General features: G+C 50.2%; 17 protein-coding genes. 16 read left to right on the top strand and 1 reads right to left on the bottom strand.

Going from position 1 to position 17,467, the window contains the following annotated elements; translation table 11 throughout:
• The first annotated feature begins 18 nt into the window (after positions 1 to 18).
• The 12 genes from TJ79_RS18375 to TJ79_RS18425 all read left to right on the top strand — a co-directional run bounded on the left by TJ79_RS18375 (position 19) and on the right by TJ79_RS18425 (position 11,881).
• Entirely contained in the window at positions 19 to 990 is a 972-nt protein-coding gene (locus TJ79_RS18375) for an ABC transporter permease (RefSeq protein ID WP_040951801.1), read from the top strand.
• The gene (gene opp4C, locus TJ79_RS18380; protein ID WP_081756993.1) at positions 987 to 1,901 is read left to right on the top strand and encodes an oligopeptide ABC transporter permease; all 915 of its coding nucleotides are present in this window, start codon (positions 987 to 989) and stop codon (positions 1,899 to 1,901) included. The genes TJ79_RS18375 and opp4C overlap by 4 nt, the downstream gene beginning before the upstream one ends.
• Before the next feature lie 152 nt (positions 1,902 to 2,053).
• On the top strand, positions 2,054 to 2,845 hold the full coding sequence (locus tag TJ79_RS18385; RefSeq protein WP_040951802.1) for a hypothetical protein: 792 nt from the start codon (positions 2,054 to 2,056) through the stop codon (positions 2,843 to 2,845).
• A 95-nt stretch (positions 2,846 to 2,940) separates the two neighbouring features.
• Positions 2,941 to 3,846, top strand: a complete 906-nt coding sequence (locus TJ79_RS18390) for an Rpn family recombination-promoting nuclease/putative transposase (RefSeq protein ID WP_040951803.1) — start codon at positions 2,941 to 2,943, stop codon at positions 3,844 to 3,846.
• A gap of 165 nt (positions 3,847 to 4,011) precedes the next feature.
• Positions 4,012 to 4,875, top strand: coding sequence for an ABC transporter permease subunit (locus tag TJ79_RS18395; protein ID WP_040951804.1), 864 nt, complete (start codon positions 4,012 to 4,014; stop codon positions 4,873 to 4,875).
• Positions 4,845 to 5,825, top strand: coding sequence for an ABC transporter permease (locus TJ79_RS18400; RefSeq protein ID WP_040951805.1), 981 nt, complete (start codon positions 4,845 to 4,847; stop codon positions 5,823 to 5,825). Before TJ79_RS18395 ends, TJ79_RS18400 begins: the two co-directional genes overlap by 31 nt.
• Positions 5,826 to 5,981: 156 nt before the next feature.
• On the top strand, positions 5,982 to 6,467 hold the full coding sequence (locus TJ79_RS18405) for a hypothetical protein (protein WP_040951806.1): 486 nt from the start codon (positions 5,982 to 5,984) through the stop codon (positions 6,465 to 6,467).
• Positions 6,457 to 7,560 (top strand): phosphodiester glycosidase family protein, encoded by a 1,104-nt coding sequence (locus TJ79_RS18410; RefSeq protein ID WP_040951807.1) that lies wholly within the window; start codon positions 6,457 to 6,459, stop codon positions 7,558 to 7,560. The genes TJ79_RS18405 and TJ79_RS18410 overlap by 11 nt, the downstream gene beginning before the upstream one ends.
• 157 nt (positions 7,561 to 7,717) lie before the next feature.
• On the top strand, positions 7,718 to 7,816 hold the full coding sequence (locus TJ79_RS27335; RefSeq protein WP_155987950.1) for a sporulation protein YjcZ: 99 nt from the start codon (positions 7,718 to 7,720) through the stop codon (positions 7,814 to 7,816).
• Positions 7,817 to 7,974: 158 nt separating this feature from the next.
• Positions 7,975 to 8,421, top strand: coding sequence for an RrF2 family transcriptional regulator (locus tag TJ79_RS18415; protein WP_040951808.1), 447 nt, complete (start codon positions 7,975 to 7,977; stop codon positions 8,419 to 8,421).
• A 222-nt stretch (positions 8,422 to 8,643) separates the two neighbouring features.
• The gene (locus tag TJ79_RS18420) at positions 8,644 to 9,309 is read left to right on the top strand and encodes a nitroreductase family protein (protein ID WP_040951809.1); all 666 of its coding nucleotides are present in this window, start codon (positions 8,644 to 8,646) and stop codon (positions 9,307 to 9,309) included.
• 271 nt (positions 9,310 to 9,580) lie between these two features.
• Entirely contained in the window at positions 9,581 to 11,881 is a 2,301-nt protein-coding gene (locus TJ79_RS18425) for a GH36-type glycosyl hydrolase domain-containing protein (protein ID WP_040951810.1), read from the top strand.
• A 62-nt stretch (positions 11,882 to 11,943) separates the two neighbouring features.
• Here TJ79_RS18425 and TJ79_RS18430 read toward each other — a convergent pair whose 3' ends face one another.
• Entirely contained in the window at positions 11,944 to 13,443 is a 1,500-nt protein-coding gene (locus tag TJ79_RS18430; RefSeq protein WP_052339731.1) for an LCP family glycopolymer transferase, read from the bottom strand.
• Between the two features lie 181 nt (positions 13,444 to 13,624).
• Here TJ79_RS18430 and TJ79_RS18435 point away from each other — a divergent pair, with 181 nt between their 5' ends.
• The 4 genes from TJ79_RS18435 to TJ79_RS18450 all read left to right on the top strand — a co-directional run bounded on the left by TJ79_RS18435 (position 13,625) and on the right by TJ79_RS18450 (position 17,199).
• A complete protein-coding gene (locus TJ79_RS18435; RefSeq protein WP_420319397.1) occupies positions 13,625 to 14,725 on the top strand; it encodes a glycosyltransferase family 2 protein in 1,101 nt (366 codons plus the stop codon).
• Complete coding sequence (locus tag TJ79_RS18440) at positions 14,722 to 15,333, top strand: glycerol-3-phosphate acyltransferase (protein WP_040951811.1); 612 nt, start codon at positions 14,722 to 14,724, stop codon at positions 15,331 to 15,333. Before TJ79_RS18435 ends, TJ79_RS18440 begins: the two co-directional genes overlap by 4 nt.
• Positions 15,334 to 15,580: 247 nt before the next feature.
• Positions 15,581 to 16,024, top strand: coding sequence for a helical membrane plugin domain-containing protein (locus TJ79_RS18445; protein WP_040951812.1), 444 nt, complete (start codon positions 15,581 to 15,583; stop codon positions 16,022 to 16,024).
• Complete coding sequence (locus TJ79_RS18450; RefSeq protein WP_040951813.1) at positions 16,021 to 17,199, top strand: NAD(P)/FAD-dependent oxidoreductase; 1,179 nt, start codon at positions 16,021 to 16,023, stop codon at positions 17,197 to 17,199. Before TJ79_RS18445 ends, TJ79_RS18450 begins: the two co-directional genes overlap by 4 nt.
• Positions 17,200 to 17,467: the final 268 nt, after the last annotated feature.

Genomic DNA, 17,467 nt, shown 5'->3' on the forward strand with positions numbered 1-17,467 from the left:
GAACCGGGGTGTGCGCGCTTGTTTAATTATGTGATTCGCCGTATTTTAATCGCACTACCGGTCTTTTTCGGAGTGACGATCCTGAACTTCATTATTATGCGTATGGCTCCTGGTAATCCGGTGGATATGCTGGTGAACCCGAAGCTTCCGGCGGCGGCTCTTGAGGCCAAGCGCGTAGAGCTGGGGCTTAACGCTCCGGCCTACGAGCAATATCTCCACTGGCTGGGGAACCTTTTTCACGGCAGTTTAGGCTATTCCATGATCACGTATCAGCCCGTTGGAAAGGCGATTTGGGGCCATTTGGGGCCAACGCTGCTATTGATGGGGACGGCGTTGATTCTCGGTCTGCTCATTGCGATTCCACTGGGGGTGCTGAGCGCCTCGAAGCAGTATTCCAAGCTGGACTATTTTGCCGTGACGGGGTCGTTTCTCGGGATATCCATTCCGAACTTTTTTCTGGCTCTCGGTCTGATCTATGTTTTCTCCCTGCATTTTAAGATTCTTCCCTCCAGCGGCTACAAAGAGCTCGGCGGAAACGGCGGTGCGGCGGATGTGCTGGTGCATCTGATCCTGCCTGTACTGGTGCTTACAGCTAATGTGGCGGGAAGAACCATCCGGTATGTTCGTTCCAGCATGCTTGAGATTTTAGGGCAGGAATTTTTACGGACAGCCCGGGCCAAAGGATTGGCGGAGTTTCTGGTGGTGAACCGGCATGCCATGCGCAATGCCTTGATTCCTATTGTGACCGTTCTGGGGATGGAGATTCCGATTCTGTTCGGGGGAGCCGTCGTGATCGAGCAGATCTTTTCCTGGCCGGGTATCGGGCAGTTGACGATGTCTTCGATCATGAGCCGGGATTACTCCATGATTATGGGGCTCAATCTGGTAGCGGCATTTATCGTCATTGCAGCGAACCTGCTTACGGATATCGCCTATGCTCTCGTGGACCCGAGAATTAAAAATAGCTATCAGGGGGCGGCGGGCAAATGAACCAAATCCCTGAATCAAATCACGTAGTTGAAACGGAGCTCGCCAATGAAATCGTAACGGGAGCTGACGGGACTCCGTTCCGTTTATTCATTCGCCGCTTTAGGAGGCATAAGCTTGCCGTTGCGGGACTTATCGTTATGGTCCTCCTGGCGATTTGCGCGATTTTCGCTCCGCTGATTGCGCCTTATGCGCCGAATACGATTACAGACAGCTTTAGCGCCGCTCCTAATGGCCATCATTTGCTGGGTACGGATCAAGTCGGACGGGATGAGCTGTCCCGGGTCATCTATGCAGCCAGGGTTTCTTTATCCGTCGGTCTTGGCGCGATTCTTATCTCGTCGATTATCGGGACGATCCTTGGACTGGTTTCCGGGTATTATGGAGGATGGCTGGATGGGGTCATCATGCGGGTGACCGATATCTTCATGTCCTTTCCTTACATCATGTTGATCCTAGTCGTATCCGCTATCGTCGGACCGGGACTCAAGAATATTATTTTGATTCTGGGTCTCTTAGGTTGGCCCAGTTTGGCACGGCTGGTGCGAGGAAATGTCCTGTCCATTAAGGAAACCGAATACGTGAAAGCCGGTGTCACCATGGGCTTTAGCGTTCCCCGGATCATCTTCCTGCATATTTTGCCGAATACAATAGCGCCTATTTTGATTTATGCGACCTCCGGAGTAGCAGGCGCGATATTGGATGAGGCTGCTTTGAGTTTCCTGGGTCTCGGCGTGCAGCCGCCGACAGCAAGCTGGGGGAATATGCTGGCCAGCGCGCAATCCCTTACGGTGCTGACTTCACAGCCGTGGTTATGGCTGCCTCCGGGGGTTATGATTATTTTGAGCGTGCTGTCCGTCAATTTTATTGGGGATGCGCTCAGGGATGCAATGGATCCTAGATCGAGGAAGTAAAAAGAATAATAGAAATTTATTCCAAATTTTCTTCGGATGCGTTAAACTATAAGTGAACAGTGGTGTAGCACACCCCGACCCGACGTCGTGACGTCTAGTCGGGGTATTTGTTTTTAAATCAAAGGAGGGAACTAATGAGGAGTCAAGCGAGGATGAACGATAGTTTCAATATTAAGAGGAAGGAGAAGGCCCCCTATCTCCTGGATATCCAGGTAAACCTGCGCGATCCGGCGGATAAGCTGCAAGTGAGTCTTCGAAATATGTACCGTACTTATAAATCAAGCGAGGAAATGAACATGTCGATGGACGATTTGAACGGAATATGGCATACCGCGGGAATGGCCCAAAAAGAGGATAAGGAATGGAAGCCGGATCTCGCTTACCTTTTTCCTGCAATAAGAGAGGAAAGTTATGTTTACGAGGCGGAACGAGATAGGGAGCTTATATCGGATCCCTTTTTGCCGGGATTGCGGGTTGTTTTTCTTGATATCCAATGCGAAAGCGCAAAAGCGGTCAGTCGGGACATGCTGAGACTTTATCCAGAGCTGACAGAGGAGAAGCTGAAGGAACGCGCATACCGGAATCTCTCCCTGATGGGTTGGCAGCAGCCGCGCCTTTGTTTGCCGAGTCCAACGTGCAAATCATGCACGATTGAGCTATTTACGGATTATCGGCATCCTGTTGAATGCCAGTTTTTAATGCCGGATATGGCGGCTGATCATATGCCAAACCACTCGGTTATCGCTTATATAAACCGCAACTACGTGCTTCTGCTGCGTTCTGAGGAAAAAATGGATTCTATGCAGAAAGTGCTGCGTTTGATTGAAAAGTCGGGCTTCCGAGAGGTGGTTAAGCGAAGCGTTCACCATTTGCCGAACCCCGTATCGGATCGGATTTATTGGATCTGCTACGGCCTTGCTGCGGAGGTTGATTTTCCAAATTGAGTGGCGCGGGGCTGGCAGCGGTACTGCCAATATTGGGGGTGGTTACAAATACTGGGATTTGGCGAGACGTGATATAATGGTGAGGAGTTGGCTGAATGGAATTGCTTGATCCGCGAGTTGATTTTGTGTTTAAGCGGATTTTTGGCAGCGAGAATAACAAGGATGTTCTAATGCACTTCCTCAATCGGGTATTTGCAGAGGCTGGAGAGCCGCCTTTGACCGAAATCATTCTGATGAATCCGTATACGGATAAGGATGCTCCCCAAGATAAGCAATCGATATTCGACATATACGCCAAAACGGCGTCAGGCAAGCTGATCGATATTGAAATGCAGCTATTCAACAAATACCAAATGGAGAAACGAACGCTGTTCTACTGGAGCAAGCGTTATGCTACTCAGCTTGAGGAAGGCGATGACTATCAGAAGCTCAACAAGTGTGTCACTATCAATATTTTGAACTATTCCTTTTTGCCCAACGATGAGTATCATAATGTGTTTCATCTGCGGGAAGATCGAACGGGTATATCGCTTTGTGATGATATCGAGGTGCATTTTCTGGAATTGCCTAAGTTGGCGGACACGCCACCGACACATGAAGGTTTGGCAAATTGGCTGCTGTTCTTGAAAAGCGAGGATACGTCAAACTGGGAGGTGCTGAAAATGAATGAACCGGGGCTGGGAAAAGCAATGGAGACGCTGCGCTTCTTGAGTCAGGATTCAGAGGCCCGGCTGATGTACGAAGCAAGGCAAAAGTATCTGCATGATGAAGCCTCCTTTTTCGCGAAGATAAAGGCAATGAGTGAAGAAGCGGCAAAGGGTATGGAATTCGGCTTGGCAAAGGGTAGGGAAGAAGGTATAGCCGAAGGCCGAGATGAAGGCAAAGAAGCGGCAAAACGCGAAATCGCCAGAGAATTGCTTGAAATGAATCTGGAGATTGAACGAATAGCGAAGGCGACAGGATTGACGGAAGCTGAGATTAGAAAACTTAAAGAAAACTAACCATTTGCATGGTCCCGAAGGAGTGCCGGTTGAAGCTGGCGCCCCTTTTTTTGTCGCGTTCCTATGAGACAGGCCATTGATCGATCTCCCGTACAGGTGTAATATAGCTTTTAATTGCTAGACAATCTGCATTTGTTGCTTGCATCCCATCCCTAGGTGGTAGTCATGACAAAAAAAATAACGACCGGCGCGGCCGCCGTTTTGGCCCTTTTCGTGCTTGTTTTTTTGATCTCCTCCCTGCCAATTTTGATCGTAGCTAAGAAAAATGGGATTGAGCTGCAATGGCACTCTGCATTAACCGCATGTCTGGACTATCTCAAAGGGCTAGGCTCTGGAGATTCTTTTATCTATACCTATGGGAAAAATGAACACCATTTCCTCTCGGAAGCTTGGACTTATGCGGGAGTGTCCCTTTCCTACATCGTGACGGCGGTCGTGCTTGGCATTTGGTTGAGTGTGATTGCGAGTGTGATGATCCTCAGATGGAGGCTTCGTCTGCTGCAGGAAGGGATCCTGCTGCTTTCGGTATTACCTGATTTTGTGATCATCGTCATGCTGCAGCTTTTTGCCGTTTATTTGCACCGGCAGTTTGGAATCCATATTGCGATTGCCTCTTTTGGCCATACCAAGGCGGTATTGCTTCCGGTTCTTTCGATTACGATCGTTCCTTTTCTTTATTTGCTTCGGCAGCTCATGGTGAGCATGCAGCAAATAGTATCGGAAGATTTTATTATGGTGGCGAAGGCGAAGGGAATAGGTAGGACACGCATTTACTTCGATCATGTCGTACCGAATCTGCTGCCTGCTCTTCGGGCTGAATTACCGAAGCTCATCGGGATTATCTTCAGCAGCTTGTTCATCATTGAGTATTTGTACAACCTGAGCGGCATAACTCGCCTGCTGTTTCAAAAAGGGGCGCAGTTTAGCCTGATTGCCAATGGCCTATTTGTTTTATTCGGAATGTATGTCTGCGTCTATGGGGTTGGGAGGTTCTCGATTTGGGGGCTGAAAAAACTAACAACAAAGTGAATATACGGCTGTGGCTCGGCAGTTTGATCGTGCTGGTCATGCTGATTGCCGCTATCGGAGGCAGTTGGTTTGCCCCCTATGCAAAAGATTACCGGCCAGGTATTCAATACGTTGAGGGCGATAAAGGGATGACGCTGATTGTGCCACCTCTTCCGCCCAGTTTGCAACATCCTTTTGGCACGGATAAAACGGGAAACGATCTGCTCAGCAGCATGCTTTATGGGGCGAAGGTTACGTTTTTTTCCATGCTGCTCATAGCGGCGGCACGGGTTGTGATTGGCGGGTTAATCGGCATGTTCGCGGGGCTCAAAGGCAGGAAGAAACAAAAACGAAAGAAATCATCCATCGGGATCATAAATGCGCTGCCCGTTTTCATTATTGTGTATTTCGTGATGATTCATTTGAATACGCAAATTGTCGGGATTATTGATCCAGATATCCGTCCCGTATCTCTGGCTATCCTATTAGGCGCGGTTTTGACTCTGCTCGGTGTGCGCGGAGTGGCTTCGGTTATACAGGAAAGAACGGCGGAACTGACGAACAAAGAGTTTTTTCTGGCTGCAAAACTATTAGGGGCCGGGAAACGCAGGCTCATTTTTAAACATATTGTTCCTTCCATTCGGGAAAACCTCGCCGTGGTATTTTTAAACGAATGCATTCTGACATTATCGCTGATCGGCCAATTGGGCATTTTCTATGTTTTTGTGGGCGGGACCCTTTTGTATAAAGGCGATATTACGTCAGTCACCGTTCCTTTTGTCGGGGAGGGTAACCCGTTTCCGATTACGTTTGAATGGGCGGGATTGATCGGTGCAGGCCGGACGAATTTGGTGTTTCATCAGTGGATATTTCTTTTCCCGCTGCTAGGCTATGTATTGCTCATTCTTGGCCTTCATTTCTTGCAGACGGGGTTTCAGCAGTCTCAGAACAGCCGCGCTCCGCATATCTAATTCGCGAATCCGAAAGTTTATTTCGACGAAAACCGCAACAAATGCGGTTTTTTTTGCGTATATAGCCATGTGTGCGAACGTGATTATGTAAAGATATCGAGCATACAGACGGCCTCATCGGTTAGTTTTAAAAGAGGAAAGGAAGAAGTACAATCAATGAATGATTTATCTTATGATGCAGATTACGAGCTGGCCCGGACGACAAAAGATGTGAAAGAAAAGCCGAGGAAAAAGCGGGTGCCGCGTTGGGCCGCATTGTTGACGGTTCTGTTGATTTGGCTCGCTATTGGATATGGCGGATATACCCTCGCCAAAAATTATGTCGAAGATATTCAGACGAAGCTGGACCGGGTGGCCGATACGAACGAAACGCAGATGAAAGACTTGAACGAAAAGCTCACGGCTTTGCAAACGGCTCTCGACACGCAGAAGACCCAGGCAGAGGCGCTGGATAAGCAGTTTGCTGCAGTAGAGAACGAGCTTACAGCTGTGAAAGAGGAAATGTCCCTTGCCGGCGACTCCCTTAGCAAGACGGCTGATACGAAGAAGGCATTGAATAGCCGGATCACCGATCTCAGCAACCAACTGACCGAGCTCCGCAAACTGATTACGAAGTTGGAGGCAGCGGTCCGTGTTTACTAGATGGATTCTTCCGCCGTTGCTGATTTTAGCCCTTCTTGCAGGAATGTGGACAGGCTTTGCCAATAACGGCGATAAACTGCAGCCTAGTTATCAGAGCGCCCAGCTTGATCTTCAAACCCAGAGTGGACAAGCCGAGCAATTGAATACCCCATTATCAGGCGTAGCGGAATCCTATACCAGCATGGATTCATCTGCGGGTAAGTCCAAGCAGCAGCTTGCGGATATAAAGTCGGTACTGGTTGCGCTCGGAGCAAATGCTAAGCAGGAAAGCGCCTTGGATGCCGCTCAGAAGTCAGCCGTGGATGAAATTGTAACCTCCAGCTCGAAGCAGACCAAGGAAACAGGCGACGTTCTGGACACTGTGCTTTCCAAAATTTTGGGCAAGCCCATCGGGCAAACCTTTGGGAACCGTGCCACCATCAAAGTCTTTTCGCTGAAAGAGGCTGGATACCGCGGGTATATGGCGAAAGTGAAGCTGAGCGATCCCAGCGCAGTCAAGCTGGTGCTGGCCGGTGATAAAATTGGCGCTAAAGGTGAAGTAACCAGTGCTGCTGCAGCTCGTACCGGTGGAGTGCTGGCGATTAATGCAGGCGGCTTTGCCACCCAAAACGGCCTCTTGTATCCGATGGGCATCACCGTTGTGGATGGTGAGATCAAAACCTTTTACCAGACCGACTTGAGCTTCATCGGCATTAATAAGAACGGGCATCTGGTAGGGGGCGACGTCACCACCCGGGAACAAATCAAAGAGATGGGTGTGCAGCAAGGCGCTACCTTCATTCCGACTCTGCTTAAGGGCGGAAAGAAGCAAACGATCCCGACGAAGTGGAAAAACAAGAAAGAGCCGCGCACGCTCATCGGCCACTTTTCCAATGGGGACATGCTGTTTATCGTCATCGACGGCAGATCGTCGAGCAGCTCAGGCATTACCCTCGAGGAAGCGCAGACGAAGCTGCTGGAGTGGAATGTCGTAGATGCTTATAACCTGGATGGAGGCGGCTCCAGCACCTTCGTTTACAACGGCAAAGTGCTGAATACCCCATCAGACGGCAAGCAACGGAAAGTGGTTTCCAACTTCGTGGTGCTGCCGTAAAGCTTATATGAGGAAATAGGTATCAGGCTGTACCAAGCGATCGATTTCGCTGGCGCAGCTTTTTTTTGCCTTTTTTGCCACAATTGTTCATTCATCCAGTCGCTCTTCTATTTTGCACATACTCTATACTAACTTTTGGACGAAAGGAGATCTTACTATGTCATATCCGGTTGATGGTTCCGCCAGGAACAGTGCATTCGTCCTTGTGTTGTTCGTCTTGCTGGTCATTATTTTGAGCACCACGATGTTCATTTGACCTAAATGCAGATGAGTAGCAAATTGAAAATTCCCCGCCGATCGATCAGGAGAGGCGAGGAATTTTTTTATTGCATGGCTAAGATTGCAGACTGAGATGGATTTCGGTAGAATAATCAGTTGAAAGCGCATCACGTTTGCCTGAGAGGGGGAAAAGCGATGAACGAACATTGTACCTCCAGTCAGCACCCCAAATGGTTTGGATTGGCTGTGCAGGCTATTGTGTTTTTATCGCGGGAAAGGGTATGCACGACGTGCCCGAGCGTGGAAATCGCTGGTTATTTGCAGACTGAGCCGTCTTTACTGCGCCGGGTTCTTGCCGTCCTTGCCAAAGAAGGCTTTATCGAGACGCGGGAAGGGCGAGATGGCGGGTATCGGCTGAGGAGGTCGCCCGATTCGATCCAGCTCGCGGAAGTATATGACGTGTTCCGGGCGGGCAGCAGGATTTGCTTGGGCATAACGGAAACAGCGGGAGATCATCCCTTTGGCGTAAGCATGAAGTCGGTGTTTGAGGAAATCACGCAAGAGATGGACGACCGTATGCGCGAGGTATTGGCCAAGATCACCATTGCTGACTTGATCGAACGGTTGAAAGTCTCCGTTTAATGAAGGCTACAAACCGGTTGACAGAGAATGGCAGAGGGCATATACTGTGCAATAATAGCAACAGTTTCTGCCTGACTTATTCAGTCGGAATGGTGTGAATTCGTCGGTATGGTTTTCGAGCTTTGGTATTTTTTTGCTTTAACTGTGCGATATTATCAACAGTAAAGGGCTTTCATTTGGTAAAAGCTTTTAGTGCAACCCCATTTTAAGGAGGAGTTAATAATGATAGTATCCGCTTCAGAGCAAGTCCGGGCAGAAGCTCCATCGTTTACGGAAGTCGTTCGCGGCCGCCATTCGGTACGGAGCTACGACAAGTCCGTCCGTTTGTCCCATGAGGAAATAAAGGAGATTCTTGCGGAAGCCGCTCTTGCCCCATCCTCGTCGAATATGCAGCCATGGCGTTTTCTCGTGATCGAGACGGAGGAATTGAAAGCCAAGCTGCAACCTATCGCTAACAATCAATCCCAGGTATCCGAAGCAGCAGCTGTTATCGTCGTTTTGGGTGACAGGGAAGGATATCTGAAAGCGAATGAAATCTACGAGGAAACGATGAAGCAAGGATTCATGCCGGAGGATATCGCTAAATCCTTCGCGGAACGCAGCATCGCGCTTTATGGCTCTTTGCCACAAGAGAGGCTCGACCGGATCGTTTACATCGATGGCGGTCTCGTTTCTCAACAGCTCATGCTCGTGGCCCGCGCTCATGGCTACGATACGGTGCCCATGGGTGGTTACGATGAAGCGCTGCTGAAGGAAGCCTTCAACATCAGCGATCGTTATCTCCCCGTTATGCTGATTGCCCTGGGTAAAGCCGCTAAACCGGGCCGCCCGACGACGCGTCTCCCCATTGAGGACCTTGCCTTTTTTAACGAAATGCCGGCAAAATAAGTCGACACAACCGAAAGACTCCGGAGGTGAGCGGATCATCCGCTTGATTCCGGGGTCTTTTTTCATGCAAAAAAGGAAAGGGGGAGCTCAGGAGCGGAATATCGTGTAGAGTAACGCGTCAGAAAGCAGGTTTTGTCATTTTTATTAACCCGATTTGAAAAACAGTAAATTGACCGATCAGGGAGGAGCGCCTACTATGAAAACAACGCCATTCAAGGAAAGTGGCGTATATCATTAACCACGGCAATTATTGCCAGATGGGAGTTCGGTTATGCGTTTCGGAGCTTTTCAAGAGAACGGTAAACGGTTTGTAATCACGACGCCAAAAACGCCTGCCCGTTGGTTCAATTATCTGTTCAACGATTCCTATTACACGGAAGTATCGCAAACGGGCCAAGGTCCGAGTACGGCTTTTTATCCCAAGCATCGCGTCTATAATCGCGAAGGCTATAAGTATTTTTATTTATTGGACCATGATACCGGAGAAATCTGGTGTCCGGCTGTTCAACCGCTGGGCAGTCCGGTTTCGGACTTTACGTGCAGCCATTCTCTAGGCTGGAGCGGGATTCATTCCGTCTCTTATGGAATCGATTTCACAGCAAGGATTTTCGTCCCTCGAGAAGGGATGCGCGAAGTATGGACGGTTACTATCAGCAATTTATCCGCTGTGCCTAGGCGGCTGTCGTTATTCTCGGTATTCTCTTTTGAAAACGGCGGGGTGATGGGCAGCCTCTGCCGCTTTGACGAAAAGGCTCAGGCGATCACCAGTTTCTCTTTTCCGTACCATGTGTTTTATGAGGACAAGGAGAAAAACGACAATCATGCCAATCTGGTTTACCTGTTTTCCGATCGGTCGGCGGATTCGTATGAATGCAGCGAGCAGCGATTCTTTGGTGGAGACGATACCCGCGTTTTGCCGCAAGCTGTCGAACGCGGCGGATGCGTGAGCGCCCAATCGGAGGGGGAAAACCCCGTCGGAGCCTTTGCTCACAGGTTCGAGCTTGCGCCAGGGCGGCAAGAAGCGGTAAATCTGGTGATGGGCTGCGCACGCACGACGGAAGAAGTCAGAGAGATTCGTGAGATTTTCCTGAGGCGGGGAGCGGACGAGCAACTGCGGGAAGTGGAGGATTTCTGGGCGGAGGTGGCCGGCGCTTTTACGGTCACAACGCCGGATGAATCCCTGAATGCTTTCATGAACTTCTGGCTGAAAAAGCAAATCGTCATGCAGACCCGCACGAACCGGATGTCCGTCTATTGTCCGATCCGCAATCAGCTTCAGGATGCGCTCGGCTATGCCATGATTGATCCCGAAGGGGCTTTTGGCTATATGACTTCCGTTCTGCAGCGGCAGGAGACAAGCGGTTTTATCCAGCAGTGGATCATGACCGACGGCTCGCCACCTCAGAAGCTTTGCTTGCTTACCCATAAAGACGGTCCCGTTTGGCTGATCATCTGCCTCATCGCTCTCATTCATCAGGCGGGAAATGCGAGCTGGCTGGACAAGCAGGTCGGTTTCAAAAACTCGCCGGAAACGGCAACCATCTATGAGCATTTGCTGATGGCCGTGCGCTATATGTCGGAAGATACCGGCGCTCACGGCTTGTGTTTGATGGGTCATGGAGACTGGAACGATCCGATCAACGGGCCGGGCCGGTTGGGCAGAGGCGAGTCGGCTTGGAGCACGATGGCGCTGAAGTATGGCATTTTGCAGCTTGTTCCCCTATGTCGTTTGCGCGGTGACGAGGAAAATGCGGTGAAGCTGGAGGAGATCGCAGATCGGCTGGACCAAGCAATTAACGGAACTTGCTGGGACGGAGCCTGGTATGTAGCTGGTTTTGATGACAACGGCGAGGCGTTTGGCACGGACCGAGATGAGGAAGGCAAGCTGTTTCTCAATACGCAAACGTGGGCGATCATGTGCGGTGCGGCACGAGAGGATCGGCTTGCCGTATGTTTGGCCGCCATGGATCGCTTGGATACACCTGCCGGTCCGCTGCTGCTGGCGCCTGCCTTTTCCGATTGGAATCCGAAATGGGGACGAATCAGTATCAAGCTGGCGGGGACGACGGAGAACGGCTCCGTGTACTGCCACGCCTCCATGTTCAAATCTTTTGCAGATTGTCAGGCGGGGCGGGGGACGCAGGCTCTGCGGACGATCCTTCGGACTCTGCCGACCAATCCGGAAAATCCCCCGGAGCAAAACCTGCAGGTGCCGATTTTCCTGCCGAATTATTACTTCGGCCTGCAGGATTCCCCGAATTTCGGCCGCTCCAGTCATCACAACTCCACCGGTACGGTAGGATGGATGCTGTGGACGACGCTGGATTACGTGTTGGGCATCCGGGCAACGGTGGAAGGACTCGTAATCGATCCGTGCATTCCGGCAGAATGGAGGGAACACACGGTTTCTCGCGTCTTCCGTAAGGCTCGATACGAGATTCGGGTGCTCAACCCGGATGGCTTGGAGCGCGGAGCGGTGACCCTTATGGTAGACGGCAGCCCTTGGTACGGGCTGCATCTCCCCTATGAAGAAGGCCGAATCTTCAACGTTGAAGCCATAATCCACCCGTAAGAATGAGCGATACAAAAAGAAAGAAGGGCGTCCTGTTTGGAAACGGGACGTCCCTTTTTGAATTAGATGGATTCAGGATAAACCTCTTCCAATACCGTTTCCAATATCGTTTTCACATACGTTTGCAGTTCTTCTGGGGCGATGACCTCCAGGACACTTTTTCCATTCACGGATTGTTGCTGCAAGTTATCCATGGGTGGAAGCTGCGTGCTGCTGATGCTGTCAGGATCGATTTTCAAGCTGAATTGGGCCAGGTATAGTAGATCGTCGAGGCTGAAGTTTGTTTGAAAGCACGGCTTGATGGCGTTTATTATTCCCGGCAGATCCATGATTGTGGTATTCGTTATTATCTTTTGCGCTAGCGCATGCAACAAGTTTTGCTGCCGCTCTACCCGGGCAAAATCGCCCATGGCATCATGGCGGAATCGCACATATTGCAAAGCCGCCGCTCCGTCCAAATGCTGGTAGCCTTCTTCCAGTTGGATATCGTATTCGGGTAAGTCGTGAAAATCGACATAGTCCATGTCCTTTTCCACTTCGAGGTCAATGCCTCCGAGCTTATCGATCAGATTAACGAATCCGTCAAAATCTGTATAGAGGTAATAAGGTATGGAGAGACCCGTCAAGTTTTCCGCCGTTTGGATAGTAAGATCGAAGTCCCCAGCGGCTATGGCTTCGCCGATAGTCCCCTGATATATACCAGGCATGTCCACATAGGTGTCACGGAGGATCGAGAACAGATGGACTTGGTTCGTAGCAGGGGCAATGGATGCAACGATCATACTGTCCGAACTGGACAGAGGCGCGCTTTTCCTTGCATCGCCGCCTAACAGCAAAACGTTGAACGTTCCTATATTTTGTGCCTCAGGGGGACTTGCCGTCTGAGGGTCGGGCGTTTGCATAGCGATGGGGGGATAGGTAGTCGATGAAGCGCTATCGAGAGATTTGGTAAAGTTGAAATAGTATATGAGGGCTACCAGCAGAAAACCTAAAAGATACGGTCCGATCATGATCAGGAGGACCAGAACGATATTGGTGCCTCCTTTCATGATGATTAAGTTATCTTGAACCTTTTCCTCAAGCCTGTTGGAACGGAGTCCGGCTATTTTTCTTTTGGCATGGTGAAGATACAGCTTGTTGGCAAGAACTCCCGTCGCGATCTTGGGGATGAGGATGAGCACCGGGATAAGAATGATATTCACATATAACGGTGTAATGACGCTGATCAGGAGAGCGACAAACATAGACCAAGCTGAGACGATCAGTACGGAAAGAAGCGCGTAAAGATACATCTTCCGGTATAGCATCCAGTAAAAATCAAACAAAAAGGCCGGCCAATTCCACTCGCTGTTATTCTTCCATTTGTTCAGATAGAGAGCGGATTTCTTCCCGACAAAGAGTGCGAGATCCTTGTCGGATATTGTATTTTCCGCCAGATTAGGGGCAGGGGGATTCGACGGCCGAATATATCCGGTTTGGCTGTTTGGCTTTACCGGCTCCCCGCATTTTCCGCAAAATCGTTGATTGTCCTGGATGAAAGATCCGCAATTCGTACAATACATGAAAGACTCCTTCGCTAATGGCATACGGTATTGAATATTGGCTATTTTAGCACTTTTTGTCGTTTACGGGTATATGAACCTATGAAAAATTTACCGATTCCCGGCAGTCGTTCGTGTTCCTACTCATAGATGAGATTTGAGCGAATATGATGTTGTATATATCTCTCTGGGGGCGATTGTCTTGGAGATGCTGATCATCGCTTTGTTCATGGGCACGTTTGCAGCGGGGTGGGTCTTATTTCGCAGGAATACCGTTCCTTCGCCGCCTCATGGCTTCAAGCCGTCGGGGCGGCTATCTGTCATTATCCCGGCAAGAAACGAAGAGGGTAATCTTCCGCATCTCCTCGCTTCGCTTCAGGCACAGAGCTTCAAACCGGCGGAGGTTATCGTCGTGGACGATTGCTCCGAAGACCGCACCCGAGAGATTGCAGAGAGCTATGGCGTTAGAGTGATTGCCAACTCGACGTTACCGCCCGGCTGGACAGGAAAGAATTGGGCAGTTTGGAACGGTTATCTGCATGCTACTGGCGATCTATTCGCCTTCTTGGATGCGGATGTCCGACTCACTTCCCGTGCACTAGAGTATCTTTTGGCGGCGCGAGAACAGACGGGCGGGGTCATCTCAGTCGTCCCTTACCATCTGACGGTAAAACTATACGAAAAATTAGCACTTGTCCCCAATCTGCTAGGGCTGTTCGCTTTCACCTCTCCGATGGAGCATGCCAACCCCAATAAGGGACTTTACGGGTCCTGTATCCTTACCAAGAGGGAGGACTATGAGAAGGCGAAAGGACATGAAGGCGTAAAAGCCGAGTTATTGGACGATTTGAACTTGGGTGCAAAATTCAGGGAAGCCGGCGTTCCCGTCACGAATTTTATCGGGCGCCATACGGTAGCTTTTCGGATGTATCCCGGGGGAATCCGCAGCGAGATTCAAGGCTTCAGCAAAGGAGCGGTGCTCAGCACAAGCAAACTGAGCGGGTGGACGACGCTGCTGGTAGCTATATGGCTGATCGGCTTGATCGGGGCGGAGGTAGGGCTTTTTCTGCTGGGCACATCCCTTGCACTGCCCCTAGCGTTCGGATATTTGCTGTACACGGTACAAATTTATTACTTCGTTGGCTATACCGGGCGGTTCGGGAAATGGTTTCCCGCCCTGCACATGTTGAGCACCGTTTTTTTTCTCTATATCATGCTTTATTCGATCTATCAGGTCCTGTTTTTTGGACGGGTCGCATGGAAGGGCAGGCATGTTGAGGTGGGGGGCCGGAAAAATCGATGATCCTTTTGTGGGCAATCCTCTGTTTTCTATCCGGTTCGCTTATGTTTTCCTACTGGATCGGCTTACTTGTTAAACAAAATTTACGGGAGCATGGGGATGGAAACCCCGGAGCGCTGAATTTATGGAGGGCGGCGGGATATTCGTACGGTCTTACCGGTATTGCCCTTGATTTTTTGAAAGGGTATGCGCCTGTTTTTTGGTTAACCTATACGGAGACCTTATCCGGGTACGGCATCGTGCTTCCGGCGGCAGCCGCGATTATGGGCCACACATTCTCGCCTTTTATGAAAAGGCGCGGGGGCAAAGGAATCGCCGTAACCTTTGGGGTTTGGAGCGCATGGACAGGATTCGCGGCTTCCCTTGCTTATGCGGTCATCCTTGCTCTGCTCTTGGCTCTAGCCCGATGGTTCACCAAGGGCAAGCCGACTTCATCGGATGCGGATGGTTTTCAGGTGGTGTTTGGGATGCTGCTGCTGTCGGGTTATTTATTTTACCGCGGGTACTCCGGCGCGATTTATCTTTTTTGGGGAATTAATCTCCTACTATTAGGCTATACGCATCGTAAGGAGCTGCTCCACTTCCTTACCTTTACCTCACCGAACAGATAACCCTATGTTTAAGAAACCGCTTAAGCTTAAGCGGTTTTTATTTTGCCTATGCCATCCCCTTTGGTTGATTTTACAATGGATGATTTCCGGTTAAAAAGGAATCTTAAGGACAAAGAGGATTCCATATTTGGGTGATTTCCAAAAATTACATTATACTTACCGCCTTGAAAGAGATAAAATGTTCATATTGCCCAAATTTATTGTGATATATTTCACAGACAAAACATTTACTGGAGGAGGAACCTGCGTGTCTGAAACAACGGTTATCAATTCGGAACAGGGGACGACAGCTGCAAGCCCAGTGAAGCCGGATGTCATGGAGCAACTGGCCAAACCGGAAGTGCAGCAAGCGCTCACCAGCCTGGTGGATCAACTGCCGAAGCTGACGGAGATGATGTCGGCTTTGACGAAGTGTTATGATTTTGCCCAACAAGTGGCGTCAGACAAAGTACTGATCCACGATACGGTCGAGGGGATCGCCGGGGTGGTCAAACCTCTTGGAGAGAAAGCGAAAAGCTATGCATCTGCAGCCATTGAAGCTAGCGATCGCGCGGCGAAGAGCGAAGCAACCTATAGCGCCTTCGGTTTGCTGAAAATGCTGAAAGACCCGGAACTGCAAAAAATGCTCCGCTTTACCCAAGCGTTCCTGAGTATTTTGGGCGAGAGAAACAGAACGGGGGGAGAGGCATGAAAAAGGATATCCTGATTCTTGGTGCCGGCTACGGAGGCATTCTCAGCGCAATGTCGGCAAGAGAGCATTTATCCAACGCGGAAGCGAATATCACCTTGGTCAACCGCACGAGCAATCATCAAATCATTACGGAACTGCACCGTCTTGCCGCAGGCAACGTGTCTGAAAAAGCCGTAGCTTTGCCAATCGATAAATTGCTAAAAGATAAAGATGTGAACGTAGTTGTTGGTGAAGTCGCGACCATTGATGTAGAAGGCAAAAAAGTATCGCTAAAAAACGGTTCTTCCCAACGTTATGATGCTTTGGTTCTGGCCCTTGGCAGCGAAACTAACTATTTCGGCATCCCGGGCTTACAGGAAAACAGCTTGGTATTGAAATCCGTGGCGGATGCCAATCGGATTTTTGCCCATGTGAGGGAGCGGATCAAAGCTTACGCCCAATCGAAAAATAAAGCGGACGCCACCTTTGTGATCGGCGGCGGCGGTTTGACCGGCGTGGAGCTTATAGGCGAGCTTGCGGATGAGCTTCCCGCTATCTGCAGCCAATATGGAGTCGATTATTCCGACATTTCTCTTAACTTGGTCGAAGCGATGGCGACGATTCTGCCCATGTTCTCGCCTGAGCTGATTCAGCGCGCGGTGACCAGTCTGGAAAAACGCGGCGTCGAGTTCCTGACCAGCCTGCCGATAACGGAAGTTAAGGGCAACGTGGTCACGCTGAAAGACGGTCGATCCATTACGGCTAACACCGTGGTTTGGACCGGCGGCGTACAGGGCAACGCTCTTGTCGCAAACTGCGGCATCGAAGTGAATCGCGGCCGGGCGACGGTTAATGCCGGTCTGCAGTCTACAACGCATCCCGACGTTTTCCTGGCGGGCGACTGCGCCGTTGTATTTGGACCGGACGGCCGTCCTTATCCGCCTACAGCACAGTTGGCGTGGCAGATGGGCGAGTTGGTCGGTGCGAATATCGCGGCTTATTTTAGAGGGGCGAAGCTGGCTGACTTTGCGCCGGTATTCTCCGGCACGCTGGCCAGCCTTGGCCGCAAAGACGGCATCGGCTCCGTCGGCGCTACGGGCATCGAGCTCCGCGGCGTTCCCGCATCCTTGATGAAGAAAGCGAGCAATGCCCGCTACTTGTCCCACATTCATGGCTTGTACACGATGGCTTACTAAGGAAAAATGAACGATAGCGAGATGAGCCCAATCCTTAGTGGATTGGGTTCTTTTTTTGTATAAGAAAACCCTCAGTTCGACTGGGGGTTCAGGAAAGCTTATAGCGATGAGTAGAAAATCCTTTGAAATTGATCATGAAGTGAATGCCGGTCTACCAACAGCGGATATGAAATCTATGGAGAATAAAGGATGGATAAGAGTGGTCTCAAATAAGTGCCATTAAACCGAGCAGGAAGCGAAGGGCGGTGGATGAATACCTGCAAACATA

The sequence above is a fragment of the Gorillibacterium massiliense genome (genome assembly GCF_000455485.1).
Taxonomy (GTDB): domain Bacteria; phylum Bacillota; class Bacilli; order Paenibacillales; family NBRC-103111; genus Gorillibacterium; species Gorillibacterium massiliense.